General features: G+C 60.6%; 15 protein-coding genes. 10 read left to right on the forward strand and 5 right to left on the reverse strand.

Annotation, left to right across the window (positions count from 1 at the left end; all coding sequences use genetic code 11):
* Positions 1-92: 92 nt before the first annotated feature.
* From AC3IX1_RS28245 to AC3IX1_RS28270, 6 genes are all read left to right on the forward strand, one after another.
* Entirely contained in the window at positions 93-1,517 is a 1,425-nt protein-coding gene (locus AC3IX1_RS28245; protein ID WP_489386587.1) for an aspartate ammonia-lyase, read from the forward strand.
* A 438-nt stretch (positions 1,518-1,955) separates the two neighbouring features.
* Positions 1,956-3,407, forward strand: a complete 1,452-nt coding sequence (locus AC3IX1_RS28250) for an alanine/glycine:cation symporter family protein (protein WP_489386588.1) — start codon at positions 1,956-1,958, stop codon at positions 3,405-3,407.
* Positions 3,408-3,507: 100 nt separating this feature from the next.
* Positions 3,508-4,512 (forward strand): asparaginase, encoded by a 1,005-nt coding sequence (locus AC3IX1_RS28255; RefSeq protein ID WP_489386589.1) that lies wholly within the window; start codon positions 3,508-3,510, stop codon positions 4,510-4,512.
* Positions 4,513-4,694: 182 nt separating this feature from the next.
* Positions 4,695-5,693 (forward strand): AraC family transcriptional regulator, encoded by a 999-nt coding sequence (locus AC3IX1_RS28260; RefSeq protein ID WP_489386590.1) that lies wholly within the window; start codon positions 4,695-4,697, stop codon positions 5,691-5,693.
* 137 nt (positions 5,694-5,830) lie between these two features.
* Positions 5,831-6,859, forward strand: coding sequence for a histone deacetylase family protein (locus AC3IX1_RS28265; protein WP_489386591.1), 1,029 nt, complete (start codon positions 5,831-5,833; stop codon positions 6,857-6,859).
* Between the two features lie 15 nt (positions 6,860-6,874).
* Positions 6,875-7,975: a polyamine ABC transporter substrate-binding protein gene (locus AC3IX1_RS28270; RefSeq protein WP_489386592.1), complete on the forward strand. Its 1,101-nt coding sequence runs from the start codon at positions 6,875-6,877 to the stop codon at positions 7,973-7,975.
* A gap of 126 nt (positions 7,976-8,101) precedes the next feature.
* Here the strand turns inward: AC3IX1_RS28270 and pdxR are convergent, their stop codons facing one another.
* A complete protein-coding gene (gene pdxR, locus AC3IX1_RS28275) occupies positions 8,102-9,655 on the reverse strand; it encodes a MocR-like pyridoxine biosynthesis transcription factor PdxR (protein ID WP_489386593.1) in 1,554 nt (517 codons plus the stop codon).
* Positions 9,656-9,747: 92 nt separating this feature from the next.
* Between pdxR and AC3IX1_RS28280 the strand changes: the two genes are divergently transcribed.
* The 3 genes from AC3IX1_RS28280 (at position 9,748) to AC3IX1_RS28290 (ending at position 11,793) form a co-directional block, all read left to right on the forward strand.
* Positions 9,748-10,371 (forward strand): FMN-binding negative transcriptional regulator, encoded by a 624-nt coding sequence (locus tag AC3IX1_RS28280; protein ID WP_489386594.1) that lies wholly within the window; start codon positions 9,748-9,750, stop codon positions 10,369-10,371.
* A gap of 10 nt (positions 10,372-10,381) precedes the next feature.
* Positions 10,382-10,828 carry a GNAT family N-acetyltransferase gene (locus AC3IX1_RS28285; RefSeq protein WP_489386595.1) on the forward strand — a complete coding sequence of 149 codons (447 nt, stop codon included), beginning with the start codon at positions 10,382-10,384 and terminating at the stop codon, positions 10,826-10,828.
* Positions 10,829-11,112: 284 nt separating this feature from the next.
* The gene (locus tag AC3IX1_RS28290) at positions 11,113-11,793 is read left to right on the forward strand and encodes a GNAT family N-acetyltransferase (protein ID WP_489386596.1); all 681 of its coding nucleotides are present in this window, start codon (positions 11,113-11,115) and stop codon (positions 11,791-11,793) included.
* Between the two features lie 107 nt (positions 11,794-11,900).
* Here AC3IX1_RS28290 and oadA read toward each other — a convergent pair whose 3' ends face one another.
* Entirely contained in the window at positions 11,901-13,724 is a 1,824-nt protein-coding gene (gene oadA, locus AC3IX1_RS28295) for a sodium-extruding oxaloacetate decarboxylase subunit alpha (RefSeq protein WP_489386597.1), read from the reverse strand.
* Between the two features lie 11 nt (positions 13,725-13,735).
* Positions 13,736-15,151, reverse strand: coding sequence for an acetyl-CoA carboxylase biotin carboxylase subunit (locus AC3IX1_RS28300; RefSeq protein ID WP_046038868.1), 1,416 nt, complete (start codon positions 15,149-15,151; stop codon positions 13,736-13,738).
* Positions 15,152-15,342: 191 nt separating this feature from the next.
* On the opposite strand from AC3IX1_RS28300, the gene AC3IX1_RS28305 reads away from it, so the two are divergent.
* A complete protein-coding gene (locus tag AC3IX1_RS28305) occupies positions 15,343-16,305 on the forward strand; it encodes a LysR family transcriptional regulator (protein ID WP_150671917.1) in 963 nt (320 codons plus the stop codon).
* Here AC3IX1_RS28305 and AC3IX1_RS28310 read toward each other — a convergent pair.
* Both AC3IX1_RS28310 and hexR read right to left on the reverse strand, forming a co-directional pair.
* Positions 16,247-16,456 (reverse strand): PA3496 family putative envelope integrity protein, encoded by a 210-nt coding sequence (locus tag AC3IX1_RS28310; RefSeq protein ID WP_046038865.1) that lies wholly within the window; start codon positions 16,454-16,456, stop codon positions 16,247-16,249. The genes AC3IX1_RS28305 and AC3IX1_RS28310 overlap by 59 nt on opposite strands.
* Before the next feature lie 219 nt (positions 16,457-16,675).
* Positions 16,676-17,542, reverse strand: coding sequence for a transcriptional regulator HexR (gene hexR, locus AC3IX1_RS28315; protein ID WP_007954250.1), 867 nt, complete (start codon positions 17,540-17,542; stop codon positions 16,676-16,678).
* Between the last annotated feature and the right edge of the window lie 68 nt (positions 17,543-17,610).

Genomic DNA, 17,610 nt, shown 5'->3' on the forward strand with positions numbered 1-17,610 from the left:
AGTGTTTAACAGCATTGGCCCAAAATTCTCCACAGGCCTAGCATTCGCAGCGTTCCGGCACAGACCGGGTCCATATTGAGATGATTTCTATCATGTCCTCCGCTGCATCATTCCGCACAGAAAATGACCTGCTTGGCGCCCTCGAAGTACCGGCTCAAGCGTATTACGGTATCCAGACCCTGCGAGCGGTGAATAACTTCCGCCTTTCGGGCGTTCCGATTTCGCACTACCCGAAACTGGTTGTCGGTCTGGCCATGGTTAAACAGGCCGCCGCAGACGCCAACCGTGAGTTGGGTCACCTGAGCGAAGCCAAGCACGCTGCCATCAGCGAAGCCTGTGCACGTTTGATCCGCGGCGACTTCCACGAAGAGTTCGTGGTGGACATGATTCAAGGCGGCGCTGGCACTTCGACCAACATGAATGCCAACGAAGTCATCGCCAACATCGCGCTGGAGGCCATGGGTCACCAGAAAGGCGAGTACCAGTACCTGCACCCGAACGACGACGTGAACATGGCGCAGTCGACCAACGACGCCTACCCGACGGCAATCCGTCTGGGCCTGCTGCTCGGTCACGACGCCCTGCTCGCCAGCCTCGACAGCCTGATTCAGGCATTCGCGGCCAAGGGTGAAGAATTCAACCACGTCCTGAAGATGGGTCGTACCCAGCTGCAAGACGCTGTACCGATGACCTTGGGTCAGGAATTCCGTGCGTTCGCCACCACTCTTGGCGAAGACCTGGCACGCCTGAAAACCCTGGCTCCGGAAGTGCTGACCGAAGTGAACCTGGGCGGCACCGCGATCGGCACCGGCATCAACGCCGACCCGCGTTACCAGCTCCTGGCCGTTCAGCGTCTGGCAGTGATCAGCGGTCAACCGCTGGTACCGGCCGCCGACCTGATCGAAGCCACCTCCGACATGGGCGCCTTCGTGCTGTTCTCCGGCATGCTCAAGCGTACCGCGGTCAAGCTGTCGAAGATCTGCAACGACCTGCGCCTGCTGTCCAGCGGCCCACGTACCGGCATCAACGAGATCAACCTGCCGGCACGCCAGCCAGGCAGTTCGATCATGCCAGGCAAGGTCAACCCGGTTATTCCGGAAGCAGTCAACCAGGTGGCGTTCCAGATCATCGGTAACGACCTGGCCCTGACCATCGCGGCCGAAGGCGGCCAGCTGCAACTGAACGTGATGGAGCCGCTGATCGCTTTCAAGATCTTCGACTCGATCCGCCTGCTGCAACGCGCCATGGACATGCTGCGCGAGCACTGCATCGTCGGCATCACCGCCAACGAAGCACGCTGCCGCGAACTGGTCGAGCACTCGATCGGCCTGGTCACTGCGCTGAACCCGTACATCGGCTACAAAAATGCCACCCGCATCGCCGGCCTCGCCCTTGAAAGCGGCCGCGGTGTGCTGGAACTGGTGCGCGAAGAAGGTCTGCTCGACGAAGCCATGCTCGCCGACATCCTGCGCCCGGAAAACATGATTGCTCCGCGTCTGGTGCCTCTGAAGGCGTAACCCGACGCGTTACCTGTAGCACCGCTCACCAGGTCGAGGGACTAGACACCTCTCACCTTTTGAGGGCTTGGAGATCATTCTCCAGGCCCTTTTTTTTAACTGTTTGAAAGGACAAACGTCTTCTGTGGGAGCGAGCAGGCTCGCTCCCACAAGAGCCTGACAGCAAAAATGTCAGGTGTTTCAAAGGCTTCACTTCACCGAATGCACCACAACCGTGCAGACGGACGGCACTGTCATCGGTATAGTGCCGCCCCTCTTCGCGTGAGCGGTCGTCGGTAGCGAGGCCTCAACCCATGCGAAACCCGAACTAATAACAAACCCGCGATATGAAACCGGGACGAACTTCGAACCGCCTATTGTGCCGTGCGCCAAGGGGTGTAACTCGATGTGTCTGTCCGGCCAGCATTTGCCTACACAAAAAACAGCGAGGAATAATCCATGCTCGAAGTCATTAACGACTTCCTCTCAGGGAAAGTACTGATCGTGCTCATTGTCGGGCTCGGTAGCTACTTCACGATCCGCTCGCGTTTCGTTCAATTGCGTCACTTCTTCCACATGTTCGCGGTGTTCCGCGACAGCCTCAAAAGCAGCGCCGGGCAACTCAGTTCGTTCCAGGCCCTGATGCTTAGCCTCGCCGGCCGCGTCGGTGCGGGCAACATCGCCGGTGTCGGCATTGCCGTGACCCTCGGCGGCCCAGGTGCCGTGTTCTGGATGTGGGTGACCGCGCTGGTCGGCATGTCCAGCAGCTTCTTCGAATGCTCCCTCGGCCAGCTCTACAAGCGCTGCGATTCCGAAGGCCAGTTCCGTGGTGGCCCGTCCTATTACATCCAGCATGGTTTGCAAAAACGCTGGTTGGGCATGCTGATGGCCTTCCTGTTGCTGGTGACGTTCGGCTTCGCCTTCAACGGCCTGCAAGCCCACGCCGTGACGCACTCGTTGAACAACGCGTTCGGCCTCGACACCACTTACACCGGCATCGGCCTGGCTGTGCTTTTGGGCCTGGTGTTCATCGGCGGGATCAAGCGCATCGCCAAGGTCGCCGACCTGTTGGTGCCGGTGAAAACCCTGGTGTACATCGGCGTGACCCTCTACGTGATCGTGCTGCAGTTCGACCACGTACCAGGCATGTTGATGACCATCGTCAAGAGCGCCTTCGGTCTGGACCAGGCCTTCGGCGGTCTGATCGGCAGCGCCATCGTCATGGGCGTGAAGCGTGGCGTGTTCGCCAACGAAGCAGGCCTGGGCAGTGCGCCAAACGTGGCGGCGGTGGCGGCGGTCGAGCATCCGGTGGCACAAGGTGTGGTCCAGGCGTTCAGCGTGTTCCTCGATACCTTCGTGATCTGCACCTGCACCGCGCTGCTGATCCTGCTCTCCGGTTTCTACACCCCGGGCTTCGAAGGCGACGGCATTGCCCTGACCCAGAACTCGCTCGCCGCCGTGGTCGGTGACTGGGGCCGGATGTTCATCTCCGTGGCCCTGGCGTTGTTCGTGTTCACCTCGATCCTCTACAACTACTACCTGGGCGAGAACAACCTGCGCTTTTTGATCGGTGAAAACCGCAAGGCGCTGATGGGCTATCGCGCGCTGGTACTGGTACTGATTTTCTGGGGCGCCATCGAAAACCTCGGCACCGTATTTGCCTTCGCCGACATCACCATGACCATGCTCGCGTTCGTCAACCTGATCGCGCTGTTCCTGCTGTTCAAGGTCGGCATGCGCATCCTGCGTGACTACGATGACCAGCGCGCCGCCGGGATCACCACGCCGGTATTCGATTCGAGCAAATTCCCGGATCTGGATCTGGACCTGAAAGCCTGGCCGGCGAACCCGCCAGCACCAGCCCCCAAGGCTGAAGCGGCTCCGGCAGGCGTGACCGCAGCGCAACGCTGATCGGTAAAAAACCGGGCGCATCCCCTGCGCCCGACGTGACACAGCTTGCGACCGGCGTCATGCTCGGAAACAAGCTGTCATCATTTTTGGAGAACCTCCCATGAGTGCCCCGACCTATCCTGCCGCCCAGCACGTCATGGTGCTTTACACCGGCGGCACCATTGGCATGCAGGCCAGCGCCCATGGCCTGGCCCCGGCGTCCGGTTTCGAAGCGCGGATGCGCGACTATCTGCACAGCCAGCCGGAGCTCGTTGTTCCGCAATGGCGCTTTCGCGAGATGTCGCCGTTGATCGACAGCGCCAACATGACCCCGGCCTACTGGCAGCAACTGCGTGAAGCAGTGGTCGATGCAGTGGATGTTCAGGGCTGCGACAGCGTGCTGATCCTGCATGGCACCGACACTCTGGCCTACAGCGCGGCGGCCATGAGTTTCCAGTTGCTCGGACTGCATGCCCGCGTGTGCTTCACCGGCTCGATGCTGCCGGCCGGTGTGACTGACAGCGACGCCTGGGAAAACCTCGGCGGTGCGCTGGTTGCACTGGACCAGGGCCTGGCGCCGGGCGTGCATCTGTACTTCCATGGCGAACTGCTGGACCCGACCCGTTGTGCCAAGGTACGCAGTTTTGGTCGGCATCCGTTCAAGCGATTGGAGCGTCAGGGCGGCGGTGTGAAGGCAACTTCGGTTCCGTCGCAGTTGAATTACAGCCAACCCAAACAATTGGCGAACGTCGCGGTGCTGCCGCTGTTTCCCGGCATCGGCGCCGAGGTACTGGATGGTTTGCTCGACAGCGGCATTCAGGGCCTGGTGCTGGAGTGCTACGGCAGCGGCACCGGCCCGAGCGACACCCCCCGGTTTCTCGCCAGCCTCGCACGTGCGCGGGACAACGGCGTGGTCGTGGTAGCGGTCACGCAATGCCACGAAGGCGGGGTTGAACTGGATGTCTATGAAGCCGGCAGTCGCTTGCGCGGTGTGGGCGTGTTGTCCGGTGGCGGCATGACCCGTGAGGCGGCGTTCGGCAAGCTGCATGGATTGTTGGGGGCAGGGCTTGAGGCAGACGAAGTCCGTCGGCTCGTCGAGCTCGACCTTTGCGGCGAGCTGAGCTGAGCTGAGCTGAGCTGAGCTGACACCACACTACCCTTGTAGGAGCGAGCCTGCTCGCGATAGCGGTCTACCATTCACATTGATGTGACTGATCCACCGTCATCGCGAGCAGGCTCGCTCCTACAAGGAACATCACCCGGCATACAACTTGCTGCGTTCCAGCCAACCCAAGGCTGGAAGTCCTCATGCTTCACTCCCACCTCACCACGCTCAACGCGGTTTCCCTGGTACTCGATGCCTTCAAGGCGCAAGGCTTGCCCAGCGAAGCGCTGCTGGCCGGAAGCGGCATCAGCGCGGCGGATCTGAACCGTGCCGACACGCGCATCACCACCAATCAGGAAATGCAGGTCTGTGCCAATGCCGTTGCCCTCAAGCGTGACATCGGCCTGGAACTGGGCCGGCGGATGCACGTTTCCTGCTACGGCATGCTCGGTTACGCCCTGCTCACCAGTGCCACCTTCGGTGACGCTTTGCGTCTGGCGATGCGCTATCCGGCGCTGCTGGGAACACTTTTCGAACTGAGCCTGGAAGACGATGGTGAGCGCATCTGGTTCGCCGCCGCCGATTACCGAGAGAGCCCGGCCATGGCGGTGTTCAATGCCGAGTTCTGTCTGGTGTCGCTGAAAGTCACCTGCGACGACCTGCTCGGCCATCCCTTGCCCTTGCTCGGCGCACGCTTCGAACATGCCGCGCCCGACTACGAAGCGACCTACGCCGAACACTTCAACTGCCCGCTGCACTTCGGCGCGCGGAACAACGCCTTCGCCTTCAACAAGCGCTGGCTCGACCAGCCATTGCCGCTGGCCGATGTCATCACCCATCAAGCCATGGCCGAACGCTGCCGCAAACAGAACATCGAGTTCACCGGGCGTCAGGCCTGGCTGGGGCGGATCCGCCAATTGCTCAGCGCGCAGTTGAATGCGGCGCCGGGGCTGGATGGATTGGCCGAACAAATGAACTGTTCAGCGCGAACCTTGCGTCGGCATCTCAAGGACATGGGTTGCAGCTACCAGGAAATGCTCGACGAACTGCGCTTCGAGCAGGCCAAGCAAATGCTGTGCGAGGATCAATTGCCGATCTATCAGATTGCCGAAGCCCTGGGCTTCAGCGAGACCGCGAGTTTTCGCCATGCCTTTGTGCGCTGGAGTGGTGTGGCGCCCAGCCAGTTTCGGCCACACGGATAATCCTGTGGGAGCAAGGGGCGAATTACGGTCAAATGTTTTGGCCATATTGATCCCCTTTTGGCCTTTCCTACCGTTCTCCGATTCGCCGTGCACCGCAACACTGGGGGCAACCGAATCAGCCCTGCGGAGAACAACAAATGCTGACGATCTACTCTGACGATCACCACCTGCACCATGGCCGCTGCGAACTCATCGACGGCCAGCTCAAGCCGTGCTTCGAGATGCCATCGCGCGCCGATCACGTGCTGCAACGCGTGCAGAACCAGAACCTTGGTCCAGTCGAAGCGCCAAAGGATTTCGGTCTTGAGCCGATCGCCCGCATCCACAGTCGCGACTACCTCGACTTTTTCAAAGGCGCCTGGGCACGCTGGGCCGAATTCAACACCGACGGTGACCTGCTGCCCTACACCTGGCCTGCACGCACCTTGCGCCCGATCAAACCCACCAGCCTGCACGGCCAGCTCGGTTATTACAGCTTCGACGGCGGCGCCCCGATCACCGCCGGCACCTGGCAAGCGGCGTACAGCGCAGCACAAGTTGCGCTCACCGCCCAAGCGGAAATCCAGCGCGGCGCCCGTTCTGCTTTCGCCCTGTGCCGTCCACCGGGACACCACGCCGCAAGCGATTTGATGGGCGGTTATTGCTACCTCAACAACGCCGCCATCGCCGCCCAGGCGTTCCTCGATCAGGGCCACAAAAAAGTCGCGATCCTCGACGTCGACTACCACCACGGCAACGGCACCCAGTCGATTTTCTACGAGCGCAGCGACGTGCTGTTCACCTCGATCCACGGCCACCCGGAAGCCGAATTCCCGTTCTTCCTCGGCTATGAAGATGAACGCGGCGAAGGTGCTGGCGAAGGGTTCAACTTCAACTATCCGTTGGCCGCCGGTTCAGGCTGGGACACCTGGAGCGCCGCGCTGGAACAAGCCTGCAAAGAGATCGAAAGCTACGGCGCCGACATCGTCGTCGTGTCCCTGGGCGTCGATACCTTCAAGGACGATCCGATCTCGCAATTCAAACTCGACAGCCCGGATTACCTGGCCATGGGCAAGCGCATCGCGGCGCTCGGCAAACCCACGCTGTTCGTCATGGAAGGCGGCTATGCCGTGGAAGAAATCGGCATCAATGCCGTGAACGTTCTCGAAGGTTTTGAAAGCGCTTGATGAGGAAGTAGAAGAATGAAAAGTCTTAAGCGTTTTATTTTTCCAGCCCTGTGCGCCACGCTGCTCAGCGGGCCTGCACACGCTGAAGAGCGAACGTTGCGCGTCTACAACTGGTTCGACTACATCACCCCCAAGGCCCTGGAAGACTTCAAGGCCCAGAACACCCAGACCAAACTGGTCTACGACATCTTCGACACCAATGAAGCACTGGAAGCCAAGCTGCTGACCGGCAACTCCGGCTACGACGTGGTGGTGCCGTCCAACGTGTTCCTCGCCAAGCAAATCGAAGCCGGGGTATTCCAGCCCCTGGACCGCAGCAAGCTGCCGAACTGGAACCACCTCGATCCCAAGCTGATGAAGCTGATCGAAGCCAACGACCCGGGCAACAAGTTCGCCGTGCCGTACATGTACGGGACCATCCTGATCGGCTTCAACCCGGACAAGGTCAAGGCAGCCCTTGGCGCCGACGCGCCGGTAGACAGCTGGGACCTGATCTTCAAGGAAGAGAACATCAGCAAGCTCAAGCAGTGCGGTGTCGCCCTGCTCGACTCGCCATCGGAGATCCTGCCGCTGGCCCTGCAACACCTCGGCCTGGACCCCAATAGCAAAAAGCCTGCGGACTATGACAAGGCTGAAGCACTGCTGATGAGGATCCGCCCGTACATCACCTACTTCCACTCGTCCAAGTACATGGCCGACATTGCCAACGGTGACATCTGTGTCGCAGTCGGCTATTCCGGCAGCTTCTCGCAAGCCGCCAACCGCGCCAAGGAAGCCAAGAACGGTGTGATCGTCGACATGCGTTTGCCGAAGGAAGGCGCGCCGATCTGGTTCGACATGTTGGCGATTCCAAAGGGGGCGAAAAACCCCGAAGACGCCTACACCTTCATCAACTACCTGCTGCAACCACAGGTGATTGCGCCGGTCAGTGACTTCGTCGGCTATCCGAACCCGAACAAGGACGCCACGGAACTGGTCGACCCGGCGATCCGCAACAACCCGAACCTGTACCCGACCGAAACGGCGATGAGTACGCTCTATACCCTGCAACCATTGCCGCGCGATGCCGAACGGGCGCGGACCCGCGCCTGGACCAAAATCAAGTCCGGCACCTGATAACTGTCTCGTTCCCGCTGTCACCAGGACCTGCGCTCGCGCAGGTCTTTTTTTGCCCGCGATATTTACTTTCCGCAAACCGCACACCGATGCCCCCTCGCGATTGGACTGAACAGGCCGCCCGCTTCAGAGCACCTTCCACACCCTGCGCAATCGCTCCAATGCGGATTCGATCGCCTTTTCAGGTACGGCGGCAAAGCCCAGCACCAGACCGGCGCGTTGATCCATCGGGGTCGCGGATTCCGGCAACCAGTAACTGCTCAAGCCGTTGATCTCGACATCGACACTGCTCGCCAACTCGATCAGCTCGCGCTCACGACACACGCTGTCGACCGGCACGGTCATGTGCAGTCCCGCGGCGACGGTGGGCAGCTTGCCGATGCCTGGAATATCCACAGGCCAACCATTGAGCAAGGTATTGCGCCGACTCAGCGCCGCACGCCGCATGCGCCGGATGTGCCGCTGGAAATGCCCGGCCGCCATGAACTCGGCCATGACCGTCTGGGTGCTGACTTCGGAATGCCGTACGTCCACCGCACGTCGCTGCGCAAAGGCCTGCACCAGCCCCGGCGGCAGCACCAGATAACCGAGACGCAACGCCGGAAACGCGACCTTGCCGAACGTGCCGACATACAACACCCGCCCGTGACGATCGAGCGCTGCCAAAGGCGCCAATGGCGCCCCGCTGTATCGATACTCGCCATCGTAGTCATCCTCTACGATCCAGCCTTGGGTGCGCTCGGCCCAGGCCAGCAGCTCCAGGCGTCGCGCCAGGCTCATGACCACACCAGTGGGATACTGGTGTGACGGTGTGACATAGGTCAGCCGACAATCATCGAGCCCTGTCAGCTCGCTGCAATTGATGCCCTCGCTGTCCACCGCCACTCCGTGCAGCCGCGCCCCCGCCACGGCGAACGCATGACCGGCCGCCCGGTACCCCGGATTTTCAATCGCCACCCCGTCACCTGGCTCCACCAGCAGCTGTGCACAAAGGCTGATTCCCTGCTGCGCGCCACTGGTGATCACTATTTGTTCAGCTGTGCACTGCATGCCCCGCGAACTGCGCAGATACGCAGCGATCATCCCGCGCAATCGCGCATCGCCTGCCGGATCGCCATAGCACAACTGCTGGAAATCCGGCTTACGCCAGAAAGCCGCATTCAGCTTGGCCCAGACCTCGAACGGAAACAGATCGAACGCCGGAACACCGACCCGAAAAGCCCTGGGTGGACCACTGGGCGGCATGGGTAAATGATTCTTTTCAACGCGAGTCAAGGCACCGCTGTGGATAACTTTGCTGGATGAATCCACAGGTAAATCGAGCCAATTTGTGGATAAGGCTGTGGGTAAGCCTGTTGAAAACCCTGTGGATACTTTTGTGGATAGTTTTTTTGCCGGCAAGGTTGCCTGGGGCAATTGCGCGACATAAGTCCCGTCGCCGACCCGCCCTTCGATAAACCCTTCGGCGTACAACTGATCGTAGGCGCGCACCACACTGTTGCGAGAAATCGCCAGCGCGGCGGCCAGATCACGACTGGCCGGCAGACGCGTTCCGCTGGCCAGTCGCCCGTCCAACACACGCGTGCGCAATGCCTGGTAGAGCTGACGACTCAGCCCCTGGCGACGATCAAGTTCGATACCCGCCGGGTTGAAGGTCAGGGACAGTGGTTCGCTAGTCATTGCAATGGACCTATGAAATTGGTCATTAATGGCTCTTACAACAGACCAATAGCCTGCCTAGGATGCAGGCATTCGCCAAGGAAAATATCTCCATGTACACGCCACGTGCTTTTGCCATCGACGAGTTGTCCCAACTGCATGAACTGATCCTCGCCACCCGTCTCGCCATATTGGTGACCCACGGTGAAAGCGGCCTGCAAGCCAGCCATGTACCGGTGCTGCTGCATTGCGAACAAGGCTCGAACGGCACGTTGTACGGGCATCTGGCCAAAGCCAATCCACAGTGGAAAGACCTGCGCGACGGCGCCGAAGCCCTGCTGATTTTTGCCGGCGCCGATGCCTACGTCAGCCCTGGCTTCTACCCGAGCAAGGCCGAACACGGCAAAGTCGTGCCAACCTGGAACTACATCGCCGTACACGCCTATGGCCGAGCCGAAACCTTCAGCGATGGCGGGCGGCTGCTCGACATCGTCAGCACCCTCACCGATCGTCATGAAGCTGGCCGCGCCCAACCGTGGTCAGTGGCCGATGCCCCCGCCGATTACATCGACGGCATGCTCAAGGCCATTGTCGGTTTCGCCATTCCCATCGACCGCCTGGAAGGCAAGCGCAAGCTCAGCCAGAACCGCAGCCCCGCCGACATCGCCGGCGTGCGCGAAGGCCTGGCCGCCAGCCCCGACGTCAACGACCAAACCCTCGCCCAATTGATGCGCTAAGGAAATCACCATGAGTCAGATCGACATTCGCCAAGTCACCGCTGGTGATCACGCGGCCTGGTTGCCGCTGTGGCAAGCCTACCTGCGCTTCTACAACACTGAACTGGCGGATGCCGTCACCCAAAGCACCTGGCTGCGCATGCTCGACCCGAGCGAACCGACTCACGCCGCCCTCGCCTGGGCCGACGGCAAAGCGGTGGGCATGGTGCATTTCATCTACCATCGTTCGAACTGGGCCATCGAGAACTCCTGCTACCTGCAAGACTTGCTGGTGACCCCGGAAACCCGAGGCACCGGCGTCGGCCGCCAGTTGATAGAGTTCGTCTACGCCACGGCCAAGACCGACGGCTGCAACAAGGTCCACTGGCTGACCCACGAAACCAACGCCACCGCGATCCAGCTCTACGAGCGCATCGCCGAACGCCCGGGCTTCATCCAGTTTCGCAAAGCCATCTAGGGGGCGTTCTCAATTAGTTTCCCTACCGCGCCGGGTCTGCTGTTGTGCAGGGCAAGGCGCGAGAAGCGCAGTTTGGTCATTCCAAATCAGCTTCGAGCAACACAGCCCTGCACAACAGCAGGCCCGGCCCTTCGGGTTGTGCCTTAAAGCTGGCCATGCTGCGTTGCAGGCCTTGGAAAGGGAACAACCATTCCCAGCGGCCTACGCCTTGCCTGGCCAGCTTTAAGGCGACAACGCGGTGGGGAAACTAATTGAGAACGCCCCCTAGGTTCAAGGAGAACAGCATGTCGATTTCACTCGCCGACTGGAAAGGCGTCCCGGCCCCCACGACTCAACTGATCGAAGGGCGCTTCATCCGCCTGGAAAAACTCGACCCGGCGCGCCACGGCGACGACCTGTTCAAAGCCCTGCAAGGCCCGGGCGCCGACCCGAAGCTGTGGGACTACCTGCCTTACGGCCCCTTCCCTGAGCGTAGCGTCTTCAACGACTGGCTGAACAACCATGCGGCCAACAGCGACCCGTATTTCTTCAGCGTGATCGACCGCGCCAGCGGCGAGGTCCAGGGCATTCTCAGCCTGATGTCCATCGTCCCGGCCCAGGGTCGCATCGAAATCGGCCACGTCACCTTCGGCGCCCCGATGCAGCGCTCGCCGAAAAGCACCGAGGCAGTTTACCTGTTGGCCAAGGAATCCTTTGCCCTGGGCTACCGTCGCCTGGAATGGAAATGCAACAACGCCAACGCCCGCTCCAAATACGCGGCCGAGCGCCTGGGCTTCAGCTTTGAGGGTGTGTTCCGCCAGCACATGGTGGTCAAAGGGCAAAATCGGGACACCGCGTGGTACTCGATTCTGGACTCGGAATGGCCGGCGATTGGCGCCGGGTTCGAGAAGTGGCTGAGCGATGAGAACCAAACCGCTTCGGGTCAGGTTAAAGGGTTGGTGGAGTGCAGAACGCAACAGTCCTGAATCCAAAAGCTGCAGCCTTCGGCGAAGGCTGCAGTTTGAATTTCGGGCGAAAAAAAGGGGAGCACATGCTCCCCCGAGGTATAAAGCGTTGTATCGCGGCTGTTAAATCAGCCTTCGATCTCGATCAGGATCTCGCCCGGGTTCACCCGGTCGCCCTTGGCCACGTGAATGGCGGTGACTTTACCGGCGATGGCTGCCTGGACTTCGGTTTCCATCTTCATCGCTTCGGTGATCAACACGGCCTGGCCCGCCTTGACGGTGTCGCCCTCCTTGACCAGCACGTCGACGATGTTGCCCGGCATGGTGGTACTGACGTGACCCGGTGCAGTGGCTTGCTTGCGCTTGCTGCTGCCGCCACCGACGAATTCGTTGAGCGGTTCGAACACCACTTCTTCCGGCATGCCGTCGATGGACAGGTAGAAGTGACGCTTGCCTTCGGCCTTGACGCCCACACCAGTAATGTCGACGCGGTAGGTTTCGCCGTGGACGTCGATGACGAACTCGGTCGGCACGCCTTCGCCACCAACCGAGGCAACGCCGCCGGCTTCAGGAATAGGCAGCAGCACTTCAGGTGTCAGGGTGCCGGCAGCACGTTCTTCGAGGAACTTGCGACCGATGTCCGGGAACATGGCGAAGGTCAGCACGTCCTCTTCGGACTTGGCCAGTGCGCCGATGTCGGCACGCAGCTTGGTCATTTCCGGCTTGAGCAGGTCAGCCGGGCGAACGTCGATCACTTCTTCGCTGCCGATGGCCTGGCGACGCAGTTGTTCGTTCACGGTGCCCGGCGCCTTGCCGTAGCCGCCTTGCAGGTACAGCTTCACTTCGTTGGTGATGGTCTTGTAGCGCTCGCCGGCCAGCACGTTGAAGAACGCCTGGGTGCCGACGATCTGCGAAGTCGGGGTCACCAGCGGCGGGAAGCCGAGGTCTTCACGAACCCGCGGGATTTCGGCCAGCACTTCGCTCATGCGATTGAGTGCGCCCTGCTCCTTCAACTGGTTGGCCAGGTTGGAAATCATCCCGCCCGGTACCTGGTTGACTTGAACACGGGTGTCGACGGCGGTGAATTCGCTTTCGAACTGGTGGTACTTCTTGCGCACGGCGTAGAAGTACAGGCCGATCTCTTGCAGAAGTTCCAGGTTCAGACCGGTGTCGAACTCGCTGCCTTTAAGGGCGGCAACCATCGACTCTGTGCCCGGGTGGCTGGTGCCCCAGGCGAAGCTGGAGATCGCGGTGTCGATGTGATCGGCGCCGTTTTCGATGGCCTTCATTTGGCACATCGCGGCCAGGCCAGCGGTGTCATGGGAATGGATGAACACTGGCAGCGATTGCTCGGCTTTCAGTGCCTTGACCAGTTCGCCAGTTGCGTACGGGGTCAACAGGCCGGCCATGTCCTTGATCGCCACCGAGTCGCAGCCCATGGCTTCCATTTGCTTGGCCTGGTTCACGAAGGCCTCGATGGTGTGCACCGGGCTGGTGGTGTAGGCAATGGTGCCCTGGGCGTGTTTGCCGGCGGCTTTCACCGCTTCGATGGCCACGCGCAGGTTACGCACATCGTTCATGGCGTCGAAGATGCGGAAAACATCGATGCCGTTGACCGCGGCCTTGGCGACGAAGGCTTTGACCACATCGTCGCTGTAGTGGCGGTAGCCCAGCAGGTTCTGGCCGCGCAACAGCATTTGCAGGCGGGTGTTAGGCAGCGCGGCGCGCAGTTGGCGCAGACGCTCCCACGGATCTTCTTTCAGGAAACGTACGCAGGCGTCGAACGTCGCGCCGCCCCAGCATTCCAGCGACCAGTAGCCGACTTTGTCGAGCTTGTCGCAGATCGGCAGCATGTCTTCGGTGCGCATGCGAGTGGCGAGCAGCGATTGGTGGGCGTCGCGCAGGATCGTGTCGGTAACGTTTATCTTTTTAGAAACAGGGGGGTTGCTCATTGTTCTATTCCTCACAGGCCTGCGTGGGCGGCGATGGCGGCGGCGATGGCCAGGGCCAGCTCTTCGGGTTTGCGCTTGATCGAGTAGTTGGTCAGTTCAGGATGGCTTTCAACGAAGCTGGTGTTGAACTGGCCGCTACGGAATTCCGGGTTACGCAGGATTTCCTGGTAGTACGCGGCGGTGGTCTTGACCCCTTGCAGACGCATGTCGTCGAGGGCGCGCAAGCCACGGTCCATCGCCTCTTCCCAGGTCAGCGCCCACACCACCAGTTTCAGGCACATGGAGTCGTAGTACGGCGGGATGGTGTAACCGGTGTAGATCGCCGTGTCGGTACGTACGCCGGGGCCGCCGGGTGCGTAGTAACGGGTGATCTTGCCGAAGCTCGGCAGGAAGTTGTTCTTCGGGTCTTCAGCGTTGATCCGGAATTGCAGGGCGAAACCACGGTGCTGGATGTCTTCCTGTTTCACCGAAAGCGGCAGGCCGGAGGCGATGCGGATCTGCTCGCGGACAATGTCGATACCAGTGATTTCTTCGGTGATGGTGTGTTCCACCTGCACTCGGGTGTTCATCTCCATGAAGTACACCTCGCCCTCGGCGAGCAGGAACTCCACGGTGCCGGCGTTCTCGTAACCCACGGCCTTGGCTGCGCGCACCGACAGGTCGCCGATGTAGGCGCGCTGTTCCGGGGTCAGTTGCGGGCTCGGGGCGATCTCGATCAGCTTCTGGTTACGGCGCTGGATCGAGCAGTCACGCTCGAACAGGTGCACCACGTTGCCGAAGCTGTCGCCAAGAATCTGCGCTTCGATGTGCTTCGGATTGACGATGCACTTCTCCAGGAACACTTCCGCCGAACCGAAGGCCTTGGTGGCTTCGGAAATGACACGCGGGAAAGCCTGTTCGAGTTCTTCGCGGCTGTTGCAGCGACGAATGCCGCGGCCGCCACCACCGGACGTGGCCTTGAGCATCACCGGGTAGCCGATGCGATCGCCTTCGGTCAGGGCTTCTTCGATGCCCGACACGTTGCCTTCAGTGCCCGGGGTCACCGGTACACCGGCCTTGATCATGCTGCGGCGAGCTTCTGTCTTGTCGCCCATGCGGCGAATGACTTCAGCCGACGGGCCAATGAATTTGATCCCGCGTTCGGCGCAGATCTCCGCCAGCTCGGCGTTTTCCGAAAGGAAGCCATAGCCGGGGTGCAGAGCGTCGCAACCGGTTTCCACAGCCAGGTTCACCAGCTTGCGCGGGTTCAGGTAACCGGCCAGCGGTTCGGCACCAATGCTGTGGGCCTCGTCCGCACGCTTGACATGCAAGGCATGACGGTCGGCATCGGAGTAGATCGCGACCGAGCGAATGCCCATTTCGGCGCAGGCACGTACGATTCGTACGGCAATCTCACCACGGTTGGCGATCAGGATCTTTGTTATCACTTGGAGTTTCCCTTGAGCCGGTGGTACCCACGACCTGCTAGACCCAGGTCGACGCGTGACCAAATGTTTCAATTTGGTCGCAGGTCCACACTAGCGCCCACAAGGGATTAACAAAAATGAATAATTATTGGGCCATGCATAAGTAAAGACTTATAGTTGATTCACCAGCCAGCGACGAGAGCGACCATATAATGCGTAAGTCATTGATGCGTATGACTTTGCGGCAATTGCAGATCTTCAACGAGGTCTGTGATTTGCGCTCCTACAGCCGCGCGGCCGAGGAAATGTCGCTCACACAACCTGCCGTCAGCCTACAGATTCGTCAACTTGAAGAGCTGATTGGCCAGCCTTTGTTCGATTACGTCGGCAAAAAACTCTACATGACCGAAGCGGCTGAAGCGTTACAGCGGGCCAGTCGGGATATTTTCGGGCGCCTGGAAAACCTCGACATGCAGCTGTCGGACATGCAGGGCTCGTTGCAGGGGCAACTGAAACTGGCGATTGAATCCAGCGCCAAATACTTCGTGCCGCATCTGTTTGCCGCGTTCAAACGCCAGCACCCGGAAGTGAACCTGCAACTGACGGTGGTCAATCGCGGCCAGGTCATTCGGCGTCTGTCGGACAACCGCGACGACCTGGTGATCATGTCCATGGTGCCTCAAGACATGGGCCTGGAATTCCTTCCGTTCCTGAACAACCCGATCGTCGCCGTGGCGCCACCGGATCATCCGCTGTGTCATATGGGGCCGCTGCGCCTGCAGGATCTCGAGCCCTACACACTGCTGCTGCGTGAGCCAGGCTCCGGGACGCGGCTGGCGTGCGAAGAATACTTCAAAGAGAAGCGCGTGCACTTCAACCAGACCCAGGAGGTCTCGTCTGCCGAAGCTCAGCGTGAATGTGTACTGGCAGGCCTGGGCGTTGCGCTGTTGACGCGCCACGCCCTGAGCCTTGAACTGGCAACCGGTGGACTGATCGAGCTACCGGTCGAAGAGCTGCCACTGTTTCGCAGCTGGTGCCTGGTGCAGGCCAAGGCGAAACGCCTGTCACCGGTGGCTCACGCCTTCCTGGCGTTTATCCGAAGCGAACGGATTCAGATCAGCGCGCTGGTTGAGCGTTTCGACGGGACGCCGAGGGAGATGCCTGCCAGAAGTTGAGTTCCAACTCCGGAAAATCGCCAATTTCGGCCAGAAGCTGACGGCGTTCGCAGCGATCTTCGATGGCGCGGCGGAATTCCATGCGGCGCTGATCTTCTTGCTGACGACGGGTTTTGACAGCGCTGTTGCGTTCTTCGTAGGGCATGGCCATTTCGAGTCTCCCAAGGCGAGTACGGGAGTTTCAAGATAGGCGCGGGGGATGACGGTTTGGCGGCGGGAGGGTTACAAAGGGATGAAATTGTGGCGAGGGGGCTTGTCGGATCGCCGCACCGCCCCGTTCGACTGCGCAGCAGTCGCAAATTACTTGGGGCCGCTGCGCGCCCCAACGGGGGCAAGCCCCCTCGCCACAGAGTCCGTGTCGGTCTTCAGATCAATCGTCCAGCGCTTTCACCGACTTGGGCGACAACCGCAAGCTGCGCAGGCTGCGCTTGACGCTCTTGAGGTGGTTGACCAGGCTCGGGCCACGGGCCATGGCCACGCCCATCGCCAGCACGTCGATCACCACCAGGTGGGCGATACGCGAAGTCAGCGGCGTATAGATTTCAGTGTCTTCATGCACATCGATCGCCAGATTGACCGTAGACAGTTCGGCCAACGGCGTCTGGCTCGGGCACAAAGTGATCAACGAGGCACCGCTTTCGCGCACCAGGTTGGCGGTGATCAGCAGGTCCTTGGAACGTCCGGACTGGGAAATGCAGATCGCGACGTCGGTTGGCTTGAGCGTCACGGCCGACATCGCCTGCATGTGCGGGTCGGAATACGCCGCAGCGGTGAGCAGCAAGCGGAAGAACTTGTGCTGGGCATCCGCCGCAACCGCACCCGAGGCGCCGAAGCCATAGAACTCGACACGCTGGGCCTGGGACATCAGCGTCACCGCCCGCTGCAATTCCAGCGGATCGAGCTTCTCGCGAACCTCCATCAGCGTATGCAGGGTGGTGTCGAAGATTTTCAGGCTATAGTCGGCGACCGAGTCATCCTCATGGATCGCAAACTGGCCGAAACTTGCACCTGCCGCCAGGCTCTGGGCTAGCTTCAGCTTCAGGTCCTGAAAGCCGGAACAACCAATGGCACGGCAAAAACGCACGATGGTCGGTTCGCTGATGCCCACGCTGTGGGCCAAGTCGGCCATGGAGCTGTGCATCACGGCCGCAGGATCAAGCAGCACGTGGTCGGCGACCTTGAGCTCCGACTTGCGTAACAGGTGGCGAGACTGGGCGATGTGTTGCAGCAGATTCAAGGGGCTGGACTCTTTGTTATTGGCAGGTGCCGGGGATGTAGCACGCTTGTAGTTATACTACATGAATT

This window comes from Pseudomonas sp. KH_046_2 (assembly GCF_057838985.1).

Excerpts from the sequence above, each read along its gene's own strand:
- oadA (WP_489386597.1), bottom strand. The coding sequence starts at position 13,724 with ATGAGCAACCCCCCTGTTTCTAAAAAGATAAACGTTACCGACACGATC.
- AC3IX1_RS28265 (WP_489386591.1), top strand. The coding sequence starts at position 5,831 with ATGCTGACGATCTACTCTGACGATCACCACCTGCACCATGGCCGCTGC.
- AC3IX1_RS28280 (WP_489386594.1), top strand. The coding sequence starts at position 9,748 with ATGTACACGCCACGTGCTTTTGCCATCGACGAGTTGTCCCAACTGCAT.
- pdxR (WP_489386593.1), bottom strand. The coding sequence starts at position 9,655 with ATGACTAGCGAACCACTGTCCCTGACCTTCAACCCGGCGGGTATCGAA.
- AC3IX1_RS28255 (WP_489386589.1), top strand. The coding sequence starts at position 3,508 with ATGAGTGCCCCGACCTATCCTGCCGCCCAGCACGTCATGGTGCTTTAC.
- AC3IX1_RS28250 (WP_489386588.1), top strand. The coding sequence starts at position 1,956 with ATGCTCGAAGTCATTAACGACTTCCTCTCAGGGAAAGTACTGATCGTG.
- AC3IX1_RS28310 (WP_046038865.1), bottom strand. The coding sequence starts at position 16,456 with ATGGCCATGCCCTACGAAGAACGCAACAGCGCTGTCAAAACCCGTCGT.
- AC3IX1_RS28305 (WP_150671917.1), top strand. The coding sequence starts at position 15,343 with ATGCGTAAGTCATTGATGCGTATGACTTTGCGGCAATTGCAGATCTTC.
- AC3IX1_RS28260 (WP_489386590.1), top strand. The coding sequence starts at position 4,695 with ATGCTTCACTCCCACCTCACCACGCTCAACGCGGTTTCCCTGGTACTC.
- AC3IX1_RS28245 (WP_489386587.1), top strand. The coding sequence starts at position 93 with ATGTCCTCCGCTGCATCATTCCGCACAGAAAATGACCTGCTTGGCGCC.
- AC3IX1_RS28290 (WP_489386596.1), top strand. The coding sequence starts at position 11,113 with ATGTCGATTTCACTCGCCGACTGGAAAGGCGTCCCGGCCCCCACGACT.
- AC3IX1_RS28285 (WP_489386595.1), top strand. The coding sequence starts at position 10,382 with ATGAGTCAGATCGACATTCGCCAAGTCACCGCTGGTGATCACGCGGCC.
- AC3IX1_RS28270 (WP_489386592.1), top strand. The coding sequence starts at position 6,875 with ATGAAAAGTCTTAAGCGTTTTATTTTTCCAGCCCTGTGCGCCACGCTG.